Below are 20742 nucleotides of genomic sequence, written 5' to 3' on the forward strand. Positions count from 1 at the left end.
CGGCATAAAGCCAAAACGCGCGGGAGGCGCCCATGACCGAACAACATTCCTCCGACTGGCTCGGCCTGTCGGGCCGCGTTGCCGTCGTCACCGGCGGAGGCGGCGGCATCGGCCGCGCCACCGCCGTCAGCTTCGCGCGTGCCGGCGCCAGGGTTGCCGCGCTCGATCGCGACGAGCGCTCCCTTGCGGAGACCAAGGCAACGCTTCGCGAGTTCGGTGACGGTCATCTCGTTGCGAGCTGCGATACGACCAGCGAGGACAATGTCGCCGCTGTCGCCGACGCCGTCGCGCGCACGTTTGGCGCTTGCGACATCCTCGTCAGCACCGCGGCGGTGCTGCGCCCGGGCGGGCTCGATACGCTCGCGCTCGCGGAATGGAATGCGGTGCTGGCGGTCAATCTCACCGGCTATTTCATCTGCGCGCAGGCGTTCGGCCGCCAGATGCGCAAGGCCGGACGCGGCAGCCTCATCCACGTCGCCTCGATCGCCGCCAGCAATGCGCAGGGGCAGAGCGGCGCCTACAGCGTCAGCAAGGCCGGCGTCGTGATGCTCTCGCAGCAACTCGCCGCGGAATGGGGGCCGCATGGCATCCGCAGCAATGTGGTGAGCCCCGGCCTTGTCGTGACGCCGATGAGCCAGGCCTTCTACGATACGCCAGGGGTCACCGAGCGGCGCACCGCCGTGGTGCCGATGCGCCGGATCGGCGCACCGCAGGACATGGCGGACGCGACCCTGTTCCTGGCCAGCGATCGCTCGTCTTACGTCAATGGCGAGGAAATCATCGTCGATGGCGGCTATGCGCGGACGCTGATGAGCCACGTGCCGCGGCCGGGGTTCTAACGCGTCTGGCGCCAGATGCTCGGTGTCGTCCCGGCCTTGAGCCGGGCACCCGGTTCGAAAACCGACGCAAAATAGGGAGTATTCGGGGGCGGGTCGAGCCCGGGGCAGCAATGGGGGCATGCGCCGCCCGTGAGCCGCGACGACGCCCAGAGGGGAGGCATCGCCGCGGCCCGCCCTCGACGAGGACGCAGGGCGCGGGCCGCGCCGGGAGCGAACCGGCCGCCCGCTGTGGGTGTTGTTTGCTTGTCGCGGACACTTGCCCACTTGTCCGCGCCCGGACCAGCCGGGTGACGGAACCACTCGCTGCGAGACGAGCGGCCCGAACTCATGCGCTGAGCAGCCACGTGTCGAAGTCCCCCTCGATCAGCGTCAGCATCAAGTCATCGTCCGCCAGCTCCTCGTCGGACAGGCCGAAGAACACGTGAGTGCAGATCGAGCCGTCGGCCTCTCTCACGGTGATCTCGTGGCCGATCTGCGCCTCTCCGGGCGCGAGCGAGACGCCGACCCGCAGCAGAGCGCCGCGCGCCACGGCGTCTCCGCGACGACGGCGGACGAGCTGCACGCCGCCGCGCGAGGCGCGAACGGGACGCTGCTGCCCGGACGCCGCGCCCGCGAGGAGCGCGACAGCGGCCGAGAGCGTCGCGCCGTCTGTCTGCGCGGAAGCAGACGCGTGGCCCGGCACGACGGAGAAGGCGCTCTGCAGCAGGACGCCCGCCGCAGTCGCCGATCCCGACGCAGCGCCCGCGAGCAGGCCGGAGGACGCGGCGAGCAGGACGCCTGCCGCGGTCGCGTTCACGTCGTCGCTCGCCTGACCTATCGCCTGCGTGCCGGGAGCGGCCGTGCCGGGGGCGCTCACGCCTGCGCCTCCACCGGCTGCGGCTGCACGGGAGCAGGCTGCGCGTCGCGAACTGCGAACCGCACGCCGAGAATGGCGAGCGGGCTGGCCTTCTCGCGTCGCCGAATGGCGGTGTTCTCCTGTTCGGCGTCGCGGATCAGGCTCTCCTCCTCGCGCTCCTTCTCCAGAATGAGGCGGTCCATCATGCGCAGCTTGGCCGCGCGCTCCGTCGACGACATCACGGTGAGCCTGTCGGTGGTCTCTCGCGCGCGGCGGCGGTCGATCTCTTCGCGAAGCTGCTCCTTCATGCGATCGGGGAACAGCCACGCTGAGTGGACGATCGCCTGATCGGCGTAGCCCTCGACCTCGTGCCTGATGACCAGCCTGTCGCCCTCGAACCGCAGCGAGGGAGTGCCGCGAGCCGCGAGCGCGTCCACGTGAGCGTCGGCCTGCGCGTACAGCTCGTCGAGGGGAGCCACGGCGCGCGATATCTTGGAGCGAGCCCCGCGCAGCTCGTCTATCTCGGCGCGGACGCGGAGAACAGCGTCTGCGTAGTGCTCGCCGCTCTTCGGCGAGACCAGCTCGCCCTCTGCGTCCTCCAGCTCCGCCGCAGCGCCGAGCTGATCGATCCACGCGCGAACGGCGGTGTGCACCCGCGACAGAGCGACGAAGTTCTCCTGCGCGGCCTCGCTGCGGCTCCGGTGACGCTTCAGCTCGCGCTGCAGTGGAGCAATCAGCGCGGCCTGCGTCTCGGGACTGTAGTTTCTGATCTGCCGCTCGATCTCCCCTATGCGACGCTGCGACGCGTTCATCTGGTCGCGGGCCTCCTCGACCTCGCTCGTCATGTCGGCAAAGCGCGCTGCGGCCCTCTCGGTAAGTCTGCTCAACATTCCTGTTCCCTCCTGAAAGTGATGAGGGCCCCGAAGGGCCCTCGATCACGGTTGCTTCCAAGCGTCCTGGATCATCTGCTCGTATCGCTGGTACTCCTGTCGCAGGCGCTGATCGCTGACGTGCGCGAGCTCTCGATCGCGAACCGGCGTCGGCGCGGCGTCGCGGCGGAACGGCGCAGACGGATCGCGCCACGCGTTCGACAGGCGCTTCTTCTCCTCGTCGCGCAAGGCCTGCCGCTGCTCGTCGGTGAGCGGCGTCGGCGCGCCGTCCATGAGACGCGCTGCGGTGCGCATGGCGTAGCCCGGCCGTATGACGCCCCGGGCGTCGAGGGCCTCTGCGTCGGCGACCTGCTGGCCGTCGACATTGCGGTGGTAGGTGATCATCTGGTGTCCTCTTGTCGGGCGGGAAATCGGCTGATGAACAGCTCTCGGCGCAGCCCGTTGCGCCGAACATTCGGGGGAGAGCTAGTCGGTGATCGCCGCATCGGGCTCCTCCTCCGATCCAACTCCATTGAGTTCGTCCTCGTAGTCGTCGGCCAGCGGGCGACTCGCGCCCTCGGCCAGCCGCAGCAGGGGCGGCGGCACGGGAAGGTGTTTCTCGCGCAGACGCTGGACGGCCTCGGCGGGCGAGAAGATCGGGGCGGTCTTGTTCTCCAGATGGAGCTGCATGGGCAGCACCTTCTCCAGCAGACGCGCGTAGACCGCCTTCTCTCGGACGGCGAGCATCTGCAGATAGCCGACGAGCCCGTCCTTGCCCTTGCCATCATGGCCGACGCGCGTTGCCGCCTCGAGGATGGCGTCCTTCAGGATCGTCGTCGTCCGATTGCGCGTGCCCTTCGCGCGTCCGCTTCCCGGCTTGACGCCCTTCTTGAACGTGCCGTTCGCCCGCTGCCTGGACGCGTCGATGCGGGTGGCTGTTCGCTGATCTCTGGGCATTTGCAGTAGTGATCCCGTATAGAAAAACCATAGGTTGAATGCTGCCCCACCATATGCCCCGTGGTGTCGCGCGAGCAAGCGAGGTGCCGCTCGGCCTACAATTGCAGCGGAATGCGCGTTTCGGGTGCCCGGCCACTTGGCGGGTAGCGCGGGCGGAACGAACCGGGTTCGGGGGAAGGCGCGCGCCGGGCGAATGTGCTTCGCTATCGGCGCAATCTTAGGTGGGCACGCATCGCGTAAGCGCCCCAGAAGCCACGATTTTTCCACCGTTTTGGTGGCCGCGTGCGGGGGGGTGGAAGTGGTCGAAGTGGCCCTTAACCTGAACTGTTCCATAGAGCGAGTACCGAACGGGTACAACGGCTATAGGAAAGTTCTAGGCCCCGGCCACTTCGAACACTTCCTGCCCCCGAATAAAACCACTTTATCTAGCCAAAACAGTGTCTTAACCGCCGGAAATACAACCGGCGGCCCAGTTACCCACAGGGGCGAAATGGTGCCTATTGCGCCGTCACGCCGCGCCGTGGCAGCGTACAACCGCTGTATGGGTGCAGGGCGGTGGCCTGCCAGCACCCAGCCTGTCCAGCGCAACTAAGCGCTTGGCTCCGGGTCAAACGCCACAGGTCGCACGCGCGCTCTCCGCGAAGCCCGACCTCAAGGGGCGAGACATGGGCAAGACCGAACCCTCGGGTTCTCTTGCTTTTGCGCGCCCGGTATTCCCGCCAACGCACATCGCATCGAGAACCCTCCTGTCAAGGAGAGCATTCGTGCGCACCGCATCCAAGCCCGACGTCGTCGATCGAAGCAACGAACGCATCATCAACACCAAAGAGTTCTGCAGAATTCTGGACGGCATCCACCCGCACACGCTGATGCGACGGATGAAGAAGGACAAGCGCTTCCCGCCGCCGATACCGACCATTCGCCTGAACGGACACCACTGGTACGAGGCCGACGCATACGCCTATCGCGAAGCGCCGCGCGTGCGAGCCGCTTGAGACATCATGGCCCGGTCTGCACTCGCCATGCAGCCGGGCCGCGCAACCGACAGAGAAACGCTCATGAACCCTGCCAGCTACTCGGCAACAATTTTACACGCACCACCGAACAACCACAAGTGCCCCATCTCAAGCGATATCGCGCAGGAGGTGAGGCATGGCCAGTAAGCCCAAGATCGCGAGTCTAGACGTTGAAAAGCGCGCTCGCCGCCTCCAGTCGCATTTCCCGGGGGCACCAAACTTCTACACGGTCACGTATCCGAAGAAGCAAGAACCGGGCAAGCTCAAGTCCGCGCTGGGCTACAAGCGCGTTCCCAGTGAAGACGAGATTGCGTCTGGTGCCCCCGAAATGCCAGCGCCGACCAGCGCCTACGTCGATCACATCGAGGGGCGCACCGGCATAGTCGTGCCGCTCTGCGACGTGGCGACAATGACCACGCGATGGGGAGCGGTCGACGTCGACGTCTACGATGCCCCGGACAAGATACGCGAGCTGGTCGAGGCGGTCGGACGAGTCGGGTTGTCGTTCACCTCGCATCTGACCAAGAGCGGCGGACTGCGAATTCTCTTCCGGTATGACGTACCGGTATCGTTGCAGGAGAATGCCGAGGTGATCCGAGGACTGAGCTACAAGCTTGGATTTTCTGGCCTCAAGTACGAGCCATTCCCGCCCATACAGGATTTAGAGTCGGGTGGCGATCCCAAGCAGCTCAACATGCCGTTCTTCGGCGACAAGTATCATGTCATCAGAAGCATCAGCGGCATTGGATACAGATACTTTACCCTCGATCAGTGGCTCGACCGAGTTGAACAGCACCCGCTCGGCGATCAACGCGAATACTACATCGCTGAATCGCAAAAGCATCCGATAGCCGAGGAGAAGAAGGCGGCGAAGGCCAGCAGGCGGCGCGCGAACACGGACGCCAAGAAGGGCAAGGCCTATGCGCAGCACTGGCTCGGCGTGTACTGCAAGAAGCTGGAGACCAGTGTAGAAGGCAGAAAGATCGAGGTCAGCCCCGGTGCGAAGGAGATCGAGGGACGCAACGATGCCGTCGCGTTCTACGCCTACCACATGGGACAGATGGTCGCCCGCGAGTGGATCACGGAGGCGGAGGTCATCGAGGCGTTCGAGACTGTCACCGAGCAGTGGGGCGAAGATAGGGCCAATCGCGCGAAGACGGTCAAGACGCTCCGAACGCAATTGACCAAGGGTCAGCGCGAGCCGCATGACGAACTCGCGAATAAGGTCTTCATGACGGAGGACATCGCCGCCATCGAATTCGTCGAAGTCAATCGTGATCGCCTTCGCTACGACATCGACGAGAAGATGTACTACGCGTGGAATCAGCATCTCGGCTACTGGGCGCCCGACAGTCTCACGCCGATCTATGAGATGATACGCGACTTCCTGCGCGAGCAGGTGGCGGACGAACCACCCAAGGTGCAGGCTCGCGTTGTCACGAAGACGTTCATCAGCGCCATCGAATTCCACGTTCGACACTCCACGGCCATCCGCGTCAAGTCGAACGTATGGAATGCCGACCCGCTTCTGCTTGGCGCCCCCGGATGTACGATCGACCTGCGCACCGGTCAGACGCGCTCGCCTATCCGGGGGGATTTCGTGACGAGGGTCGCCGCAGTTGCGCCAGCGGAGACCTCCGACTGTCCGCACTGGATCGAGTTCGTGCGTCAGATCACGCGCGGCGACGAGGGCTATGCTCGGTTCCTGCAGCTCGGCATGGGGTACAGCCTGATCGGGGACAACCGGGAGAACAAGCTGTTCTATCTGCACGGATACACCGGCTCGAACGGCAAGGGCCTTGTCCTGAGGACGCTGGGATGGGTGCTCGGGCGAGTGACCAGTGGCACGGGCCTTCACTTCGCGGCCCCCGAGAGCATGTTCGCATCGTCGAGCGTTCCAAAGCCGTCATATGACCTAGCCTCAGCGCGGCACGCTCGCGTCATCACCGTAGACGAGAACCCCACCGACAAGTTCTGGAACGAAGAGTTCGTCAAGAACGTGACGGGCGGTGTCGATCAGACCGCCCGCGCGCTCTATCAGAACAACGTCACGTTCGACGCGCGTTTCACTCCGTGGTTTGCTGGGCAGTCGCTACCGAGGATCAGGAACGTCGACGGCGGCATCAAGCGTCGCGTTCTCATCTTCCCGTTCATGATGCACGCGACGGAGAGGCCAGAGGAGGTAAGCGAAGCGGAGTGGGTGTTTCTGAAGGACGTGGAATTGGAGGCGAAGCTGCGAGCGGAGTTGCCCGCCATTCTGCGATGGATGGTGGATGGCACGCTCTTGTATCATGAGCGCAGGTTTCACCGCTTGCCCGCCATCGTGCAGGAGACCACCGACGAGTTCTTCTATGCAGAGGACCACCTCGGGCGGTTCATGGAGAACGGCTTTGCGCGGACGAAAAACCCCGCTGACAGAATAACGGCAGCCAGCATCTACGAGAGCTACAGGTTTACGATGGAGAGGGCCGGTCAGTTTCCGGAGTCGCAGGGCCAGTTCACCAAGAAGCTCCAGGATCGTGGGTACGAAACCGTGAAGGTGGACGGCTACAGGGTGTTCGTAAAGTTGCAGTGGCGGAGGGCCGAGAAGCAGCCCCCGGACGAACTGCCCATCTGAGCGCCCGAGCATCCCATGGGTTGCAGCGCTGGCGCGTAGCCGCTCTCGGGTAGCCGGTTTTGGCGAGCCGGCCAGCGCCGCGGGCACCCCGGGCGAGTATGGGGCACCGCCCCGGGCCGCCACCGCGACCTGCGCGACCGCCAGCGAGCCCGGAAGGCTCGCAAATAGCTGCCAACCGCCGCCCCCGGGGCTGCCAGCGGGCCAACCGGCTCGGCCGCGCGGCCACCGGGCGGGCGCTTGGGCTGCCCGGCCGCTGGGCCGTCCGGCGGCTCGCTGCGGCCCGCCAACCTCGGCCCGTCGCAGTCAATTGGCAGCCCAGACCTATGACTATATTCCTATTTCTCGGCGCGAGCATGCCGCTCGCCGAGGGAGAGGGTCATGGGTGCAAAGCTGGGCGATGCCGGGCGGGCGCGGGAGCTGGCTAGGCTGTTTGAGGCGTGGCGGCGGGCCTGCGACCGCGAGGACCCGCGAATGATGGCGGTCGTCCGGCGGGCCATCGATGCCGTAGCTGCGGGCGATAGCCCATCCAATGATGATCGGCGCGCAATCGCAAGCTTCCGATCCTAGAAGCTTCCGATCCTAGACAGTCTTCTTCACGACTTGCTCTCCGCGCGTGCCTTCGCTGCGGCCTTTCTGTCCGAGCGCGCCTTCTCGTAGGCCTTTACGAAATCGCGCGGCAGGTGGAGGTTGTCCCTTGCCCACGTCCACAGGTCGTCCGCGTGCTTGTCCTTCTCGGGCTTGCCCGCATCCAGCGGATCGAGGAAGCGCCGCACCAGCACGGGGTTCACGGTCATCCAGCCATAGGCCATGCGCGTGTGCCTGAAATCCGACGGGGCGAATGGAAGATTCCAATTCAGCAGGACGTGTCGCTGCAGCTTTCCGCGCTTGCCGCTGATGACCTGTTCGAGGTTCGTGTAGAGATTTCGAGACGACGGATCATCCTGGAGCATTCTCTCGCGTCGCGTCTGATTTGGTATCCAAGCTTCGCTCTTGTATCGGTCGCTGCCGCCGAGGAAATGCACCTCCAGGGGCTGGCACAATCGCCTGACGGCAAACACGAGCTGGTCCAACTTGAGAATGTCCGATCCTCGCCGGATGTAGCCGATGAAGCTGTAGCGATTGTCCGGTTGGCCGTAGAAATAGAGCCGCTTGATGAAGGCTTCGGTTGACTCATCGCCCAGCGAGAACAGGCTCGTCGGCAGATGATCTGGGACTGTGAGCATCGCCGGCAACAATTCGGGGGCAAGCGGCTTCACGTCCGCATAGAGCTTCTCGATGTCGTGGCCATAATTCCTCGCGGGCCTCTCGTTCAGGAGAAGAGCGGCCTTCAGGTACTTCTCGACGCAGTGCGCAGCGAGCCAAAAGAAATCTGTGTCGAGCCCGTTCGCAAAGCACCATCGCGCGACAACATAATTGTCGTCGGCCGTCTTGATGTACAGCTCGTTGACGATGTCGTGCTGATACGGATAGAGGTCGTCGAGACTTCTCACTCCACCTCCGGCATCCTGATCACGTCCTACGAGGTGGGGCTGCCTTATGAGCCTTCTGCAACTCCTCGTCGCCAACTCCCCGTAACAGCTCATTTCTGTGACTCGATGCGCGTATGCTTTCTCGGAGCATTCGCAGCGTGACCCCCCGAACAATGCTCGCTCGCTCGCCCCCGCCTCTAGTCATACCCGCAGGTCGACTGTCTCTATTGGTGATTTCGTCGGGAACGCCAGCCTCCTTGGCGACAATGCGCCACTTGCGTCTAAACTCCGCTGCGCTCCATGGCATGGCGGTGATCTCGTTGATCACAACAGGTCCGTCGGTTGTCCGGTGGATCACGTGCTGCAGTTCATCCGTGACCATAGGAGCCGTTCGGAGATCAACTTCAATTCGACGCTGTCGTTTGCCGACGGAGTGCCGCAATACATTATTTGCATCGATGTCCGACCAGCGCAGGCCTCGTAGCCACTTTTGACCTCGCCATCGAACATCGGACACACCATCTTCGGTGAGGGGCACCCATTCTCCGATCACGTCCCTCTGATTAAGCAGAAGCTCAAACTGCAGTGCCTGCGCCAGCGCTATCGACGGCCAACCAAAATCATGCGCCGCCAAGCGGATTGCGTTGGCCTGGTCTAGGGTCATAGTTTGATAGCGAGGACCGATCATTTCAAAGCGCGTACCCGACAGTGCATCGAACAGCCGGGCGCACTCTTTGTCTTCAAGTATAGTCGCGCCAAATCGAAACAGGACGCGAAGCCGTCCCACGAGCGAAAGCGCCATTGCTACCTTGTCGTCGGCGCCGACCCAGTCGTTGTACCAGGAGATCAAGTTGCGCGTTCGAATACGCAAGAACGAACTGTTCCCATGCTCGCGAGCAATCCTCGAGAGCAATCGCTCGTGTTTGACTCGGACGTCGTATTTGAGCCTGCGGAAATCCGAGTCCGGATCCGTGCGGTAGGCCTCAATCAGCTTTCCGAGCTTCATTCGCCTCTCCGGCCTCAACTTCCGAAGTAAAAAGCCAACACAATGGCGGCAATCGTAACTGCTCCGATGATGCCTGCAATGCCCTCGGCATGAATGTATGTTCCTACAAATTTGAATTCCATACGCGGTGGTTGGCTCACGGTTTGTCTCCCTCTGGTAGAGTCCAGCGGCCCAAGTGGGCGGCCTGTAATGGGTGACATTCGATCCGCGCTTCAAGCAATCAGGCTCGGCGATAAAAGTGATAATCAGCGTAGAATCAATAACATGCGACCCTTCAGCGCTCATGGGAAAAGAGCGCGGACGCCTCGCGGGCCTCCGAGACATACTGGTAAGTGTTTGAGCTGACGAGAGAAATGCTGCGCGATTCACAAGCGGACCGACGCTCGGTTGCGTCGATGGAGAGCCGGCCGAAAAAATTCATAGATCGATCAATACGATAGCGGCCCATCCGCGCTCTTTTCCCGGGAGTGCGGATGGGCCGTTCGAACTCATCGTGGAGCCGCTGGGTTTCGCGCGGCTCAGGCCGCCTTCTTCGCGACTTCGGAGAATGTGAATTTTCTAGCCTTGTAGTCGCGCTTTGCAACCGGCCAGATCGCCTTCTTGTGTCTGTTGACCTCGGGCGCCTCCGTCTTGCTCGTTGGTCCACAGCGGGAGTTGTGCGCGCGGCACATGAGGGCGACGTCTGTCGGCGGCGTGTCGAAGAATGACCGCCACTTCGGAACGATCTCCGCGACCGCCTCGACGAGATGCGAGCCGCGCTTACCGTCGTCCCACGCGGCCGTCGCGAGACAACTTACGTAGGCTCGCATCGGCGCGTTCCATGACTGCACGATGCGCGGCTGACGGTAGCGCGATGATGGCTTGGCCTTCTTGGCCGCGTTCCTGCGAGCGGTGCTTGAGTTCTTTCGCATTGGAGTAGGCTCCTTTGTTTGAGTAGAGCCTCTCTAGATGCATGCATATTTCCGGCCGTCTACAAGCCGTGGTGCGGAGTGGGACAGCGCGCTGCTTCGTGCAGTCGTGTGCTGTCCCGATCCCCCGGATCACGCTCGCAGCGCGACGACGTTGCTATCCGGGGGATGCAGGATGGTGTGCAGACGCGCCGACCAGAGCTCGAAGCCGCGGCGCTTCTGCTTGGCGTATTCGTAGTGATCGTATGTGTCGCTCATGGCTCCCTGCGCATGGGCTACTATGCGCTCGCGTATCTCCTTGCTCAGCTCGTCGATGTCCGACAGGTTTGTGCGCACGGTCCTGCGAATGTCGTGAAATACCCAAGGCTCCTTGAACTCGCCGGTCAGCTTGTCGATGCGCTCCTTGCACTTGGCGAAACCGTTGACCGGCTTCGAGTGATCTCGCGCGGAAAACAGGTATTCGCCGCCCTTGAACCGGGGAAGGTCGGCTAGTATCGCGGCCATCTCGACGGTATAGGGCACCAGATGGCCCTTCTTCTTTTTCATGCGAGCGCCGGGTATCGTCCACTCTCGCTTGGCCAGATCGAACTCCGACCACACGGCATCGCCGACCTCGGAGCGGCGCTGCCCGGTCAGGATCAAGAGGCGAATGATTGGGCCGTAGGGATAGCCCAGCTCTCCGGCGGCGCTCCACACGGCGCGAAGCTCGCCGTCGGACAGCACGCGCTCGCGCTTGACCCGCTCGCCGATCATTTTCTTCGCGAACAACAACTGCACCGGCGAGGAGGCAATGATGTCGCGGTCCACGAGCCACGTGAAGAAGCGCTTGCCGTAGCCCAATAGATTTCGCGCCTGAGCGGGGTGGATGATCGCCTTCGCCTCGATCATGTCGCGTATCTCGGCCTTCGTGATCTCGTTGACCGGTCGTCCGCGGAACCGCTCGACGTACTCGCGTCCGAAGTCCTTCTCGACCTCGCGGCCGCGCCGCTGCCCCCGGATGGTGGCGAACCACTTCTCCGCGAGAACCTCGAACATGATATCCTTCGCTTGCTGCCTGGCGAGCTTCTCGGCCGCCGCCTTTGCGCGGCGCTCGGCGTGCGGGTCGACGCCCAAGGCGACCTTGGCGGCCCAGTCGCGCGCTACTATGCGAGCGGCTTCGACTCCGCTCTTCTCGTCGTCGAGTTTCTCCTTCTTCTTGTTGCCCTCGACGTAGTGCGCGTTCGTGATCTCGCGACGCGAAGCAAAATCGCAGCCCGGCCACTTCTTGAACAGGAAGTATGTCTTGTGACCCGTTTCGGTAACACGCACTCCGAAGCCAGGAACCTCGGTGTCGAACACGTCAACGCGCTTGCCCTTCGGTGCCTTTGGAAGCTGGCGAACATACGTATCGGAGAGTTTTCTGCGCATCCTCTGTCCCTATCAGCACGACCACCGGGCATGACAGGGGGCAAAAGTTAGATTGGTGCCGCGTGCTGCACCGTGATGCGTCGTGGGCTACCGTGCTGCCAGTCCGCCGACGCTGGAGCAAGGGGCAAATGGACTAGTTGCGGCCAAGTGGGACGCGCTGCTACACGTGAAACCCTGCCCTTGAGCCGGGACCCATAACCACCAATGCGAATTGATTTACAACGCTGGAGCCACAGCCTTCGCAACAACAGCGGCTGTGGTTATGGGTCCCTGCTTTCGCAGGGACGACAGCAAATATCGATTTAATCGAACAGGCTCGAGACCGACTCTTCCGCCGCGGTGCGGCCGATCGCTTCGGCGATCAGGCCGGCGATCGAGATCTGGCGGATGTTCGGCGCCTTGTTGACGGCCTCGGTCGGCAGGATCGAGTCGGTGATGACCAGTTCCTTCAGCCGCGACGAGGCGATGCGCGCGGCGGCGCCGCCGGACAGCACGCCGTGGGTGATGTAGGCCGAGACCTCCTTGGCGCCGTGCGCGATCAGCGCTTCGGCCGCATTCACCAGCGTGCCACCGGAATCGACGATGTCGTCGACCAGGATGCAATTGTAGCCGGCGACGTCGCCGATCACGTTCATCACCTCGGACTCACCCGGGCGCTCGCGGCGCTTGTCGACGATGGCAAGCGGGGTGTTGATGCGCTTGGCGAGGCCGCGGGCACGCGCCACGCCGCCGACGTCGGGCGACACCACCATCACCTTGGCGAGGTCGAACTTCTCTTTGATGTCGCGCACCATCAGGGGCGCCGCGAACAGGTTGTCGGTCGGGATGTCGAAGAAGCCCTGGATCTGGCCGGCATGCAGGTCGAGCGTCATGACGCGGTCGACGCCGGCGTGCGAGATCAGGTTGGCGACGAGCTTGGCCGAGATCGGCGTACGCGAGCCGGACCGGCGATCCTGCCTGGCGTAGCCGAAATAGGGCACCACCGCGGTGATGCGGCGCGCCGAGGAACGGCGCAGCGCGTCGGTGATGATCAACAGTTCCATCAGATTGTCGTTGGCCGGAAACGACGTCGACTGCAGGATGAACATGTCCGAGCCGCGGACGTTCTCCTGGATCTCGACGAAGATCTCCATGTCGGCAAAGCGCCGGACCACGGCCTTGGTCAGTTCGATGCCAAGTCCCTTGGCGATGTCCTGCGCCAGCGCAGGATTGGAGTTGCCGGCGACGAGTTTGATTGATCCGTTCTTTGCCGACATCGATGCTTCCCCCCGCGCCTTGCTGGATACGACGTTCAGCATCTCAAGTCCTTACAGAACCGGCGGGTTTTCGGTGCGCGAGGGAATATCAGGCAGGCGCCTCCGATGGCAACCCATTAGCCGGCCTTGGCCGCCGTTTTTCCTGGGCAAAAAACCCATTTCCCCGGGAGATAAGGGGGTTTAGTCGGCGGAATAGCCGAGCGCCACGGTCTCGGGCGCGGCGGAGGCCGGGGCGCTTGCCACCGTGGGCCCGCGGAGGTCCGGTGCCGGGGCGGGCGCGGGGCTGTCCGCCGGGCCGCCATTGAGCATGCTGGAGAGGCCGCTGAACCCGGCCTGGGCGATCTTGCGCAGCACCAGGTCGTCGGCGGCGGCCCAGGCGTCGCGGCCGGCCTTGCCGGCGGGCTCCTCGCCGGAGAGCCGCAGCGCGCGTTGCTGGTTGCTGTCGTAGACGTCCCACACCCACGAGATCATGGTGCGGCCGCGCACCACCTGCGCCGACAGATAGCTGCGCACGCGATAGGCGGCGGCGCCCTGGCGCGACACGATCGACAGGCTGCGCAGCTTGGACTCGCTGTCGAGCACGCCGACCATGCGGTCGAACACCTGGGGCGGTGGGCCGTCGATCGATTCGAACGCAACCGTTGCGCCGCTGCTCGCCGGCGTGGCCATGGCGTAGGAGTCGGCCACGTTGCCCCCGGCCGCGCAGCCGCCAAGCGCGCACGCGATCGCGAGCCACGTGCCTGCGATCGCGGCGCGCGCGGCTGTCCCAGTTTGAAACCGGCGGTTCGACGCTTCCCTCATTGCGTCCTGCGATATCGTTAAAACGGCTTAACGTCTAGGGCAGGACGGCCACAGCCCTTAACCGATCCGGGCGGCGCGCCACGACGTTTCGGATTTCCCTGCTCAGTCAGAGAGATGGTGCCGCATGGCTGCGGTGATCCAGGCCCATTCGCGGTTCGGGCTCGCGTCCGGCGATTGCCCGCGCATGATGGCGACGAGCTCCCAATAGCGCGCGGCGCGGGCGTCGTGCAGGGCATATTTGCCGCGAATCCAGTTGCGGAATTCCGGATCAGGTTTTCGCCTCAGCAATCGCGCCGATGTTTCCAGCCAGTCGCGCGCCAGCGCCTGGCCGGCCTCCGACGTCGGGCCGAGGTCGCGCGCGATGATCTCCCTGGCTCTCGCCAGCACGGTTTCGTTGGCCGCTTGCCAGGCGGCGAGATCCAGCACGTGATGATTCCAGACGTCCTCCGCGTTGGCGCGGATGTTGGCGACGAGGGAAGGGTCGTTGAGCATTTCCGAAAGCTCGATCCAGGCATCGCACTGCTCGGGCGTCGGCTCGTCGGGCAATTCGGGCACGCTGGTCTCGATCATCTGCCGGATCCATTTCCGGTCGATGTTGATGCCGTCGGACACTTTCTCGAAGAAGCGCTCGACGACGTTGCGGCGCTCGGTGCGGGACAGCTGCGTCATGGTCAGGAATCTCCTCAAATCTGCTTCGGTGAGTTGCGGTGAACGCAACGCAGCCCGCAGGGCCGAGGCGACGCGGCGCTGCGCCGCGATCTCCGCTTCCAGCGTCTCGAGGCGAAGCTGCAGCGCTTCGACCAGCGAGAGCTGCTTGGTCAGGACCTCGCGGATCGCGTCGAGACCGAGCCCCGCATCGCGCAGGCAGCGGATCAGGTCGAGGCGAACCAGTTCGTCGTCGGTGAAGACGCGATAGCCGCTCGCGGTGCGGCCGGCCGGCGGCAGCAACCCCTGGTCCGAATAGAAGCGGAGCTTGCGGACGGAAATTCCGCTGAGCCGCGCCGCCTCGCCGATGCTGTAGGTGCGTTGTGTCATGCGCCGCTTGTCCGGTCTCCAGCAGGTGGAGAGTCAAGACGCTTGTCGCACAAAAATGAGGAGGACGCCCGGCGTCAGCTTTCCAGCGCGATGGCGTGAACGAGCCGGCCGTAATCGCCTTCCTTGCGATGCACGGAGCGGCGGTAGCTGAAGCAGCGCTCGTCGGAATAGGTGTCGATGCCGAGATCGTCGATCATCAGCACGCCGGCATTTTCCAGCCGCATGCGGATGAAGCCGGCAAGATCGAACATCGCGTGTCCGTCGCGTTCGGCGGGCATGAAGAACATGCCGTTCTCCGCATCGGCCTCGATGAAGCGTTCGACGAATTCGTTGCCTACCTCGTAGGACTCCTTGCGGATCAGCGGGCCGATGGCGGCAACGATGCCGCCGCGCTCGGCGCCGAGCTTCTCCATCGCGTCGATGGTCGATTCCAGCACGCCGGTCAGCGCGCCCTTCCAGCCGGCATGCGCCGCGCCGATCACCCGCGCATTGGGATCGACGAACAGGATCGGGCCGCAGTCGGCCGTCGTGACCGATATCGCAAGGCCTTCGGTGCGGGTGACGAGCGCGTCCGCCTTCGGGCGCGCGGCGCCGTTCCATGGACCGGTCACGACCACGACGTCAGGCGAGTGAACCTGATGCACGCTGACGAGGTGATCGAGCGGCACGCCGAGCTGCGCCGCCATCCGCCGCCGGTTCTCCGCGACCTTGGCCGGATCGTCGCGCGAGCCGAGCCCGCCATTCAGCGCGGCATAGATGCCCTCCGACACGCCGCCCTCGCGCGAGAAGAAGGCATGGCGCAGGCCCGGAATAGCCGACAGCAGCGGTGATCCAAATGTCATTGTTCGGTCTCGTCAGGCTGATCGCTCAATCCGGCGATCGAGGTGAGGCGCGGGTCGGAGATGGCCATGACCTTGAACATCGAGCCCATCCCGCCGCGCCCGGAATCGGTCAGCCGCTTCAGCGCGCCGGCAATGTCGGCAGAGACTTCGGGGCTTGCTTTCGCCATCAGCCCGGCGGCGCGGGCCTCGACGCCGAGGCGCTTGAGGAAGTCGCCCTGCGTCGCCGGTCCGTGGACGCGCGCGCCGACATCCTCGGCGGCCCGCGCCATGGCCTGGAAATCGACATGCGCGGTCACATCGGCCTGTCCCGGGTTCTTCAGCGGGTCGGCGAAGCTGTGGCGCGCGATCGCCTGGAAGGTATCGCCGGCGTCGCTGCGCAGATGGCCGTAATCGATGATCAGCGCGGCGCCGTCCTGGTCGCGCAGCCGCGTCGCCAGCTTCATGATCTCGTTGTCGGGCCGCCATTCGAACACCGCCCCGAGCGGGGCGGCGCGCACCAGCGGCGGCAGCAGCACCTCGAAATGCGGTGTCGGCTCGGGGGCGGGAGCGAAATACAGGTTGCCGTTGGCATCCATCCCAACCGTGCGCTCGTGCCAGCCGGTCTCGCGGCGGACCATCTGGTGGATCGGCAGCACGTCGAAATATTCGTTCGCAAGGATCACCGCCGGTCCCTCGGGCACGTCGTCGATGCTGTCGTGCCAGGTGATATCGCGCACGCCCGTCAGTGTCGCGTACTGCTTCTCGCGCAGCACCGGATTGACCTCGACGAGGTGGATGCTGAGCGACTGGTAGAGCGGCGGCAGCACGCGAAGCGCGCGCAGCGCGTCCGCCATCATGGTGCCGCGGCCGGGGCCGAGCTCGATCAGGCGGAGCGTCTCAGGTGAGCCGATCGCGCGCCAGATTGAGGCGCTCCACAGCCCGAGCAACTCGCCGAACATCTGGCTGACCTCGGGCGATGTGGTGAAATCGCCCTCGCGGCCGAGCGGATCGCGCGACAAATAGTAGCCGTACCGCGGATGCATCAGGCACAATTCCATGTAGCGCCAGACCGGCATCGGCCCGGACAGCTTGATCAGCTTCCTGATCTCATCCAGCAGCGGGGAGGGTTCGCTCACGGCCTTCCTTGGATTGCACTTGCTTTGGATTGAACTTGTTCAGGTTGAACTCGGCGCCGGACCGCTCGCCCTGCGGCGGACGGCGGCCGTGATGAGGATAACGCCCACGATGATCATTGGCACCGACAGCAGCATGCCCATGGTTAATCCGCCCCACAGGAAGCCGAGCTGCGGGTCGGGCTCCCTGAAGTGCTCGCCGATGATTCGGGCAACGCCGTAGATCGCAATGAAGCTGCCGAGGATCAGGCCGGGACGCTTGAGCGCCGCCATCCGGATCATGACGGCCAGCGCCGCAAACAGCACGATGCCTTCGAGCCCGGCCTCGTAGAGCTGGCTCGGATGCCGCGGCAGCGGCCCGCCATTGGGGAAGATCATGGCCCAGGGCAGGCTCGGGTCGGCGTGACGGCCCCACAATTCGCTGTTGATGAAATTGGCGAGCCGGCCGAGGAACAGCCCGATCGGCGCGACCGCGGTGGTGATATCGCCGAGCGACAGGATCGGGATGTTGTTGCGGCGGGCAAACAGCATCACTGCCGCGACGCAGCCGAGGAAGCCGCCGTGGAACGACATGCCGCCCTTCCACAATTCCAGGATTTCGGCCGGATGCGCGATGAAGAAGGGCAAATTGTAGAACAACACATAGCCGGTGCGGCCGCCGACGATGATGCCGATGGTGACCCAGAGGATGAAATCGTCGAGCTGCGGCAGCGTGATCGGCGCCGGGCCGCCCCACAGCCGCTCCTTCTTGATCAGCGAGCGGGCGTAGATCCAGCCCAGCACGATGCCGACGATGTAGGCCAGCGCATACCAGCGGATCACGATCGGCCCGAGCGAAAGCGCGACGGGATTGAACACCGGGAACTCGATCAGCAGGAACGGCATCGTGCGTCTTGGGACTCAGCTCACGAGGTTGCGGCGGTAAAGCGCCAGCAGCCGCTCCCAGTGGCGTTCGGCGGCGTCGCGGTCATAGACCGGGCGCTTGGGGAACGCAAAGCCGTGATGCGTGCCGGGATAGATCTCCACCTCGTTGTTCGATCCCTTCATGCCGGCCTTCACCTGCTCGATGATTTCCTGTGGCGCGTAGATATCGGTCTCGGCGCAGGCGAAATAGAGTTCGGCCTTTGTCTTTTGCGCGGCAAGATGCGGACTGTCGGGCTGGTCGGTCGCCAGATGCGTGCCGTAGACCGAGGCGGCGGCCTTGACGCGATCGCCGAAATGCGTCGCCGCGTTCACCGCATAGCGGCCGCTCATGCAATAGCCGACGGTGCCGATGATGCTGGTGTTGGCCGCCTTCTGCGTCTCGGCATAGGCGAGCAGGCCTTTGGTGTCTTCCATCACCAGCGGAATGTTGAGCGAGTGCATCAGCTCGAACATGCGCTTGCGTTCGGGCGATTCCGGATCGGGATTGATCGGACCGAGCTCCATCACGCCGGCGCGGTAATACATATTGGGCAGCATCACATAATAGCCTGACGTGCCGAGCCGGCGCGCCATGTCGCGCAGCTCCTCGCGGATCGCCGGCGCGTCCATGTAGAAGATGACGACCGGGAAGGGGCCGCCGCGCTCGGGATGGGTGATGAAGGTGGTGGTCTTGCCGTCCTTGGTCGGGATCTCGACGGTCTCTTCGATCATGGCGTTTCTGCTCGCGTTATGTGTGCGATTTCTGTTGTGAGTTCATACGATTGCAAGGAAACCGGAGCATGACAAGGCAAGCCTCGGGAGGCCTGCCATTCGCGGCGGACTTGAACCGGATGGCTGAGATCGCCATTGTCTTTGGCGCGAGGCCAGTGAACGCGGAGAGTTTTGCCAGATGACCCAGACCAGCAACCGGTTTTTCGATGAGATCGGCCGTCTGATGAACGATGCCGCGGGCGCCGCCCAGGGCGTCAAGCGCGAGGTCGACACGGTCATGCGCAACCAGGCCGAACGGATCCTGCGCGACCTCGACGTGGTCAAGCGCGAGGAATTCGACGCGGTCAAGGACATGGCCCGCCTGGCGCGCGAGGAGAACGAGGCGCTGAAGGCGAGGATCGCGGCGCTGGAGGCCAAGCTCGGCGGCTCGGCGGGCTGAAACGGCATGTAGCCCGGATGGAGCGAAGCGAAATCCGGGACCACTGCCTCCGCGGGGCCGGCCCCGGATTGCGCTTCGCTCCATCCGGGCTACGCTCGGTAACCCAAGAAAAATCCCTTCATTTCCTTGTCATTTCGGCCCTTTGGGGCTAAAAGCCCGCCACGTCCGCGGCCCCCGCACCCCTGGAGGCTTGCTGTGGACCTGAGCATGGGCCGCGCTGCGGCCTTTAACTTTTTAAATACAAGGACTTAACGCTATGGCGACCGTCAAGGAATTGAAGGCGACCGCGCGTCCGAAGAGCGGCAAGGGGGCCGCCCGGGCAGAGCGTCGCGCCGGGAGAGTTCCCGGAGTGATCTATGGAGACAACCAGCCCCCGGTGACCATCTCGGTCGACGATCGTGAACTGCGCCAGCGCATCCTGGCGGGCCGATTCCTCACCACGCTGTTCGACATCGATATCGAGGGCAAGAAGCATCGCGTGATTCCGCGCGACTACCACCTCGATCCGGTGAAGGATTTCCCGCTCCATGTCGACTTCATGCGGCTCGGCGAAGGCGCGACCATCCGCGTCAGCGTGCCGCTTCACATCGTGAACGGTGAAAGTTCGCCGGGCGTCAAGCGCGGCGGCACCGTGAACATCGTCACCCACGCGCTCGATCTCGAGTGCTCGGTCGACAACATTCCGCAATACATCGAGGCCGACGTCGGCGCGCTGGAGATCAGCTACTCGCTGCATCTCTCCGACGTCAAGCTGCCCACGGGCGTGAAGTCGCTGACCCGCGAGGACGCGACGCTGGTCACCATCGTGCCGCCGTCCGGCTATGCCGAAGAGCAGAAGGCCGCGGCTGCGGCGGCTGCCGGTGGCGCTGCTCCGGCCGCGGGTGCTGCAGCTCCGGCCGCTGCGGCGGCTCCGGCTGCGGGTGCTGCGGCTCCGGCCGCGGGTGCCAAGGCTGCCGCCGGTGGCGACAAGAAGAAGTAATCGATCAGGTCGGCGCGCGATCGTCTGATGGCGCGCCGACGCGGGATGCCGCGCCATGCGCCTTTTTGTCGGTCTCGGTAATCCCGGCGCGAAATACGCCAGCAACCGGCACAATATCGGTTTCCTGGCGGTCGATGAGATTGCACGGCGTCATGGTTTCGCACCATGGCGCCGTCGCTTTCAGGGCGAGACCTCCGAGGGCGTGGTGGATCGTGAGAAGGTCGTGCTGCTGAAGCCGACCACCTACATGAACGAATCCGGGCGCGCGGTGCAGGAAGCGGCGAACTTCTTCAAGCTCTCGCCCTCCGACATCACCGTGTTCCAGGACGAGCTCGAACTGCCGCCCGCCAAGGTGCGGGTCAAGATCGGCGGCGGGATCGCCGGCCACAACGGCCTGCGCTCGATCTCCGCGCATATCGGCAACGAGTATCGGCGGGTGCGGCTCGGGATCGGTCATCCCGGCGTCAAGGAGCTCGTGCACAGCCACGTGCTGTCGGACTTCGCCAAGAGCGACCGGGCGTGGGTGGAGGCCTTGTGCCAGGCCGTCGCCGACAATGCCGGCCTGCTGGCCGCGGGGCACGACGCGTCGTTCGCCAACAAGGTGCATCTGACGATGCAGTCCAAGGGATTTTTCGACAAGGGTGAGAACGGCGGCGAGGAGCCGGCCTGATCTCCCTTAATCGTCATCGGCACGAGCCCGCCATGGCGAACCAGAGATTA

22 protein-coding genes are annotated in these 20742 nt (G+C 64.2%); 6 read left to right on the forward strand and 16 right to left on the reverse strand.

Translation table 11 applies throughout. From position 1 onward, the window contains the following. The first annotated feature begins 32 nt into the window (after positions 1-32). Positions 33-839 carry an SDR family NAD(P)-dependent oxidoreductase gene (locus tag ACE10X_RS08160; protein ID WP_038388177.1) on the forward strand — a complete coding sequence of 269 codons (807 nt, stop codon included), beginning with the start codon at positions 33-35 and terminating at the stop codon, positions 837-839. Positions 840-1164: 325 nt separating this feature from the next. On the opposite strand, the gene ACE10X_RS08165 is transcribed toward ACE10X_RS08160, so the two are convergent. From ACE10X_RS08165 to ACE10X_RS08180, 4 genes are all read right to left on the reverse strand, one after another. Beyond that, a complete protein-coding gene (locus ACE10X_RS08165; RefSeq protein WP_375764139.1) occupies positions 1165-1695 on the reverse strand; it encodes a hypothetical protein in 531 nt (176 codons plus the stop codon). After that, entirely contained in the window at positions 1692-2519 is an 828-nt protein-coding gene (locus ACE10X_RS08170; protein WP_375764140.1) for a hypothetical protein, read from the reverse strand. Before ACE10X_RS08170 ends, ACE10X_RS08165 begins: the two co-directional genes overlap by 4 nt. A 90-nt stretch (positions 2520-2609) precedes the next feature. Further along, a complete protein-coding gene (locus tag ACE10X_RS08175) occupies positions 2610-2948 on the reverse strand; it encodes a hypothetical protein (RefSeq protein WP_375764141.1) in 339 nt (112 codons plus the stop codon). 81 nt (positions 2949-3029) lie between these two features. After that, positions 3030-3500, reverse strand: a complete 471-nt coding sequence (locus ACE10X_RS08180) for a hypothetical protein (RefSeq protein ID WP_375764142.1) — start codon at positions 3498-3500, stop codon at positions 3030-3032. Positions 3501-4165: 665 nt separating this feature from the next. Between ACE10X_RS08180 and ACE10X_RS08185 the strand changes: the two genes are divergently transcribed. Together ACE10X_RS08185 and ACE10X_RS08190 are read left to right on the forward strand one after the other, a co-directional pair. Next, on the forward strand, positions 4166-4495 hold the full coding sequence (locus tag ACE10X_RS08185; protein ID WP_375764143.1) for a hypothetical protein: 330 nt from the start codon (positions 4166-4168) through the stop codon (positions 4493-4495). 157 nt (positions 4496-4652) lie between these two features. Further along, entirely contained in the window at positions 4653-7133 is a 2481-nt protein-coding gene (locus tag ACE10X_RS08190) for a phage/plasmid primase, P4 family (RefSeq protein WP_375764144.1), read from the forward strand. Positions 7134-7726: 593 nt separating this feature from the next. Here ACE10X_RS08190 and ACE10X_RS08195 read toward each other — a convergent pair. The 12 genes from ACE10X_RS08195 to ACE10X_RS08250 form a co-directional block, all read right to left on the reverse strand. Beyond that, positions 7727-8716 (reverse strand): hypothetical protein, encoded by a 990-nt coding sequence (locus ACE10X_RS08195; RefSeq protein ID WP_375764145.1) that lies wholly within the window; start codon positions 8714-8716, stop codon positions 7727-7729. Continuing rightward, positions 8643-9608: a hypothetical protein gene (locus ACE10X_RS08200; RefSeq protein ID WP_375764146.1), complete on the reverse strand. Its 966-nt coding sequence runs from the start codon at positions 9606-9608 to the stop codon at positions 8643-8645. Before ACE10X_RS08200 ends, ACE10X_RS08195 begins: the two co-directional genes overlap by 74 nt. 14 nt (positions 9609-9622) lie before the next feature. Further along, positions 9623-9748, reverse strand: a complete 126-nt coding sequence (locus tag ACE10X_RS08205; RefSeq protein WP_375764147.1) for a hypothetical protein — start codon at positions 9746-9748, stop codon at positions 9623-9625. Between the two features lie 378 nt (positions 9749-10126). Next, entirely contained in the window at positions 10127-10519 is a 393-nt protein-coding gene (locus ACE10X_RS08210; RefSeq protein ID WP_375764148.1) for a hypothetical protein, read from the reverse strand. 129 nt (positions 10520-10648) lie between these two features. Beyond that, complete coding sequence (locus ACE10X_RS08215) at positions 10649-11923, reverse strand: tyrosine-type recombinase/integrase (RefSeq protein WP_375764149.1); 1275 nt, start codon at positions 11921-11923, stop codon at positions 10649-10651. Between the two features lie 302 nt (positions 11924-12225). Continuing rightward, positions 12226-13179: a ribose-phosphate pyrophosphokinase gene (locus ACE10X_RS08220; protein WP_028344316.1), complete on the reverse strand. Its 954-nt coding sequence runs from the start codon at positions 13177-13179 to the stop codon at positions 12226-12228. Positions 13180-13359: 180 nt separating this feature from the next. Then, entirely contained in the window at positions 13360-13980 is a 621-nt protein-coding gene (locus ACE10X_RS08225) for a hypothetical protein (RefSeq protein ID WP_038388178.1), read from the reverse strand. Between the two features lie 102 nt (positions 13981-14082). Continuing rightward, positions 14083-15015, reverse strand: coding sequence for a MerR family transcriptional regulator (locus ACE10X_RS08230; RefSeq protein ID WP_038388179.1), 933 nt, complete (start codon positions 15013-15015; stop codon positions 14083-14085). A 74-nt stretch (positions 15016-15089) separates the two neighbouring features. Next, on the reverse strand, positions 15090-15857 hold the full coding sequence (pgeF, locus tag ACE10X_RS08235) for a peptidoglycan editing factor PgeF (RefSeq protein ID WP_375764150.1): 768 nt from the start codon (positions 15855-15857) through the stop codon (positions 15090-15092). After that, positions 15854-16912 (reverse strand): class I SAM-dependent methyltransferase, encoded by a 1059-nt coding sequence (locus ACE10X_RS08240; protein ID WP_051003282.1) that lies wholly within the window; start codon positions 16910-16912, stop codon positions 15854-15856. The genes pgeF and ACE10X_RS08240 overlap by 4 nt, the downstream gene beginning before the upstream one ends. Positions 16913-17011: 99 nt before the next feature. Beyond that, entirely contained in the window at positions 17012-17854 is an 843-nt protein-coding gene (gene lgt / locus ACE10X_RS08245) for a prolipoprotein diacylglyceryl transferase (protein WP_038388182.1), read from the reverse strand. A 15-nt stretch (positions 17855-17869) separates the two neighbouring features. Then, positions 17870-18604: a dienelactone hydrolase family protein gene (locus tag ACE10X_RS08250; protein ID WP_018269811.1), complete on the reverse strand. Its 735-nt coding sequence runs from the start codon at positions 18602-18604 to the stop codon at positions 17870-17872. 178 nt (positions 18605-18782) lie between these two features. On the opposite strand from ACE10X_RS08250, the gene ACE10X_RS08255 reads away from it, so the two are divergent. The 3 genes from ACE10X_RS08255 to pth all read left to right on the forward strand — a co-directional run bounded on the left by ACE10X_RS08255 (position 18783) and on the right by pth (position 20692). Beyond that, positions 18783-19043 (forward strand): accessory factor UbiK family protein, encoded by a 261-nt coding sequence (locus tag ACE10X_RS08255; protein WP_038388183.1) that lies wholly within the window; start codon positions 18783-18785, stop codon positions 19041-19043. Positions 19044-19299: 256 nt separating this feature from the next. Further along, positions 19300-20022 (forward strand): 50S ribosomal protein L25/general stress protein Ctc, encoded by a 723-nt coding sequence (locus ACE10X_RS08260; RefSeq protein ID WP_304557537.1) that lies wholly within the window; start codon positions 19300-19302, stop codon positions 20020-20022. 55 nt (positions 20023-20077) lie between these two features. Further along, positions 20078-20692 (forward strand): aminoacyl-tRNA hydrolase, encoded by a 615-nt coding sequence (gene pth, locus ACE10X_RS08265; RefSeq protein WP_038388186.1) that lies wholly within the window; start codon positions 20078-20080, stop codon positions 20690-20692. Positions 20693-20742 lie beyond the last annotated feature (50 nt).

Source organism: Bradyrhizobium sp. Pha-3, assembly GCF_042258325.1.
GTDB classification, from domain to species: domain Bacteria; phylum Pseudomonadota; class Alphaproteobacteria; order Rhizobiales; family Xanthobacteraceae; genus Bradyrhizobium; species Bradyrhizobium elkanii.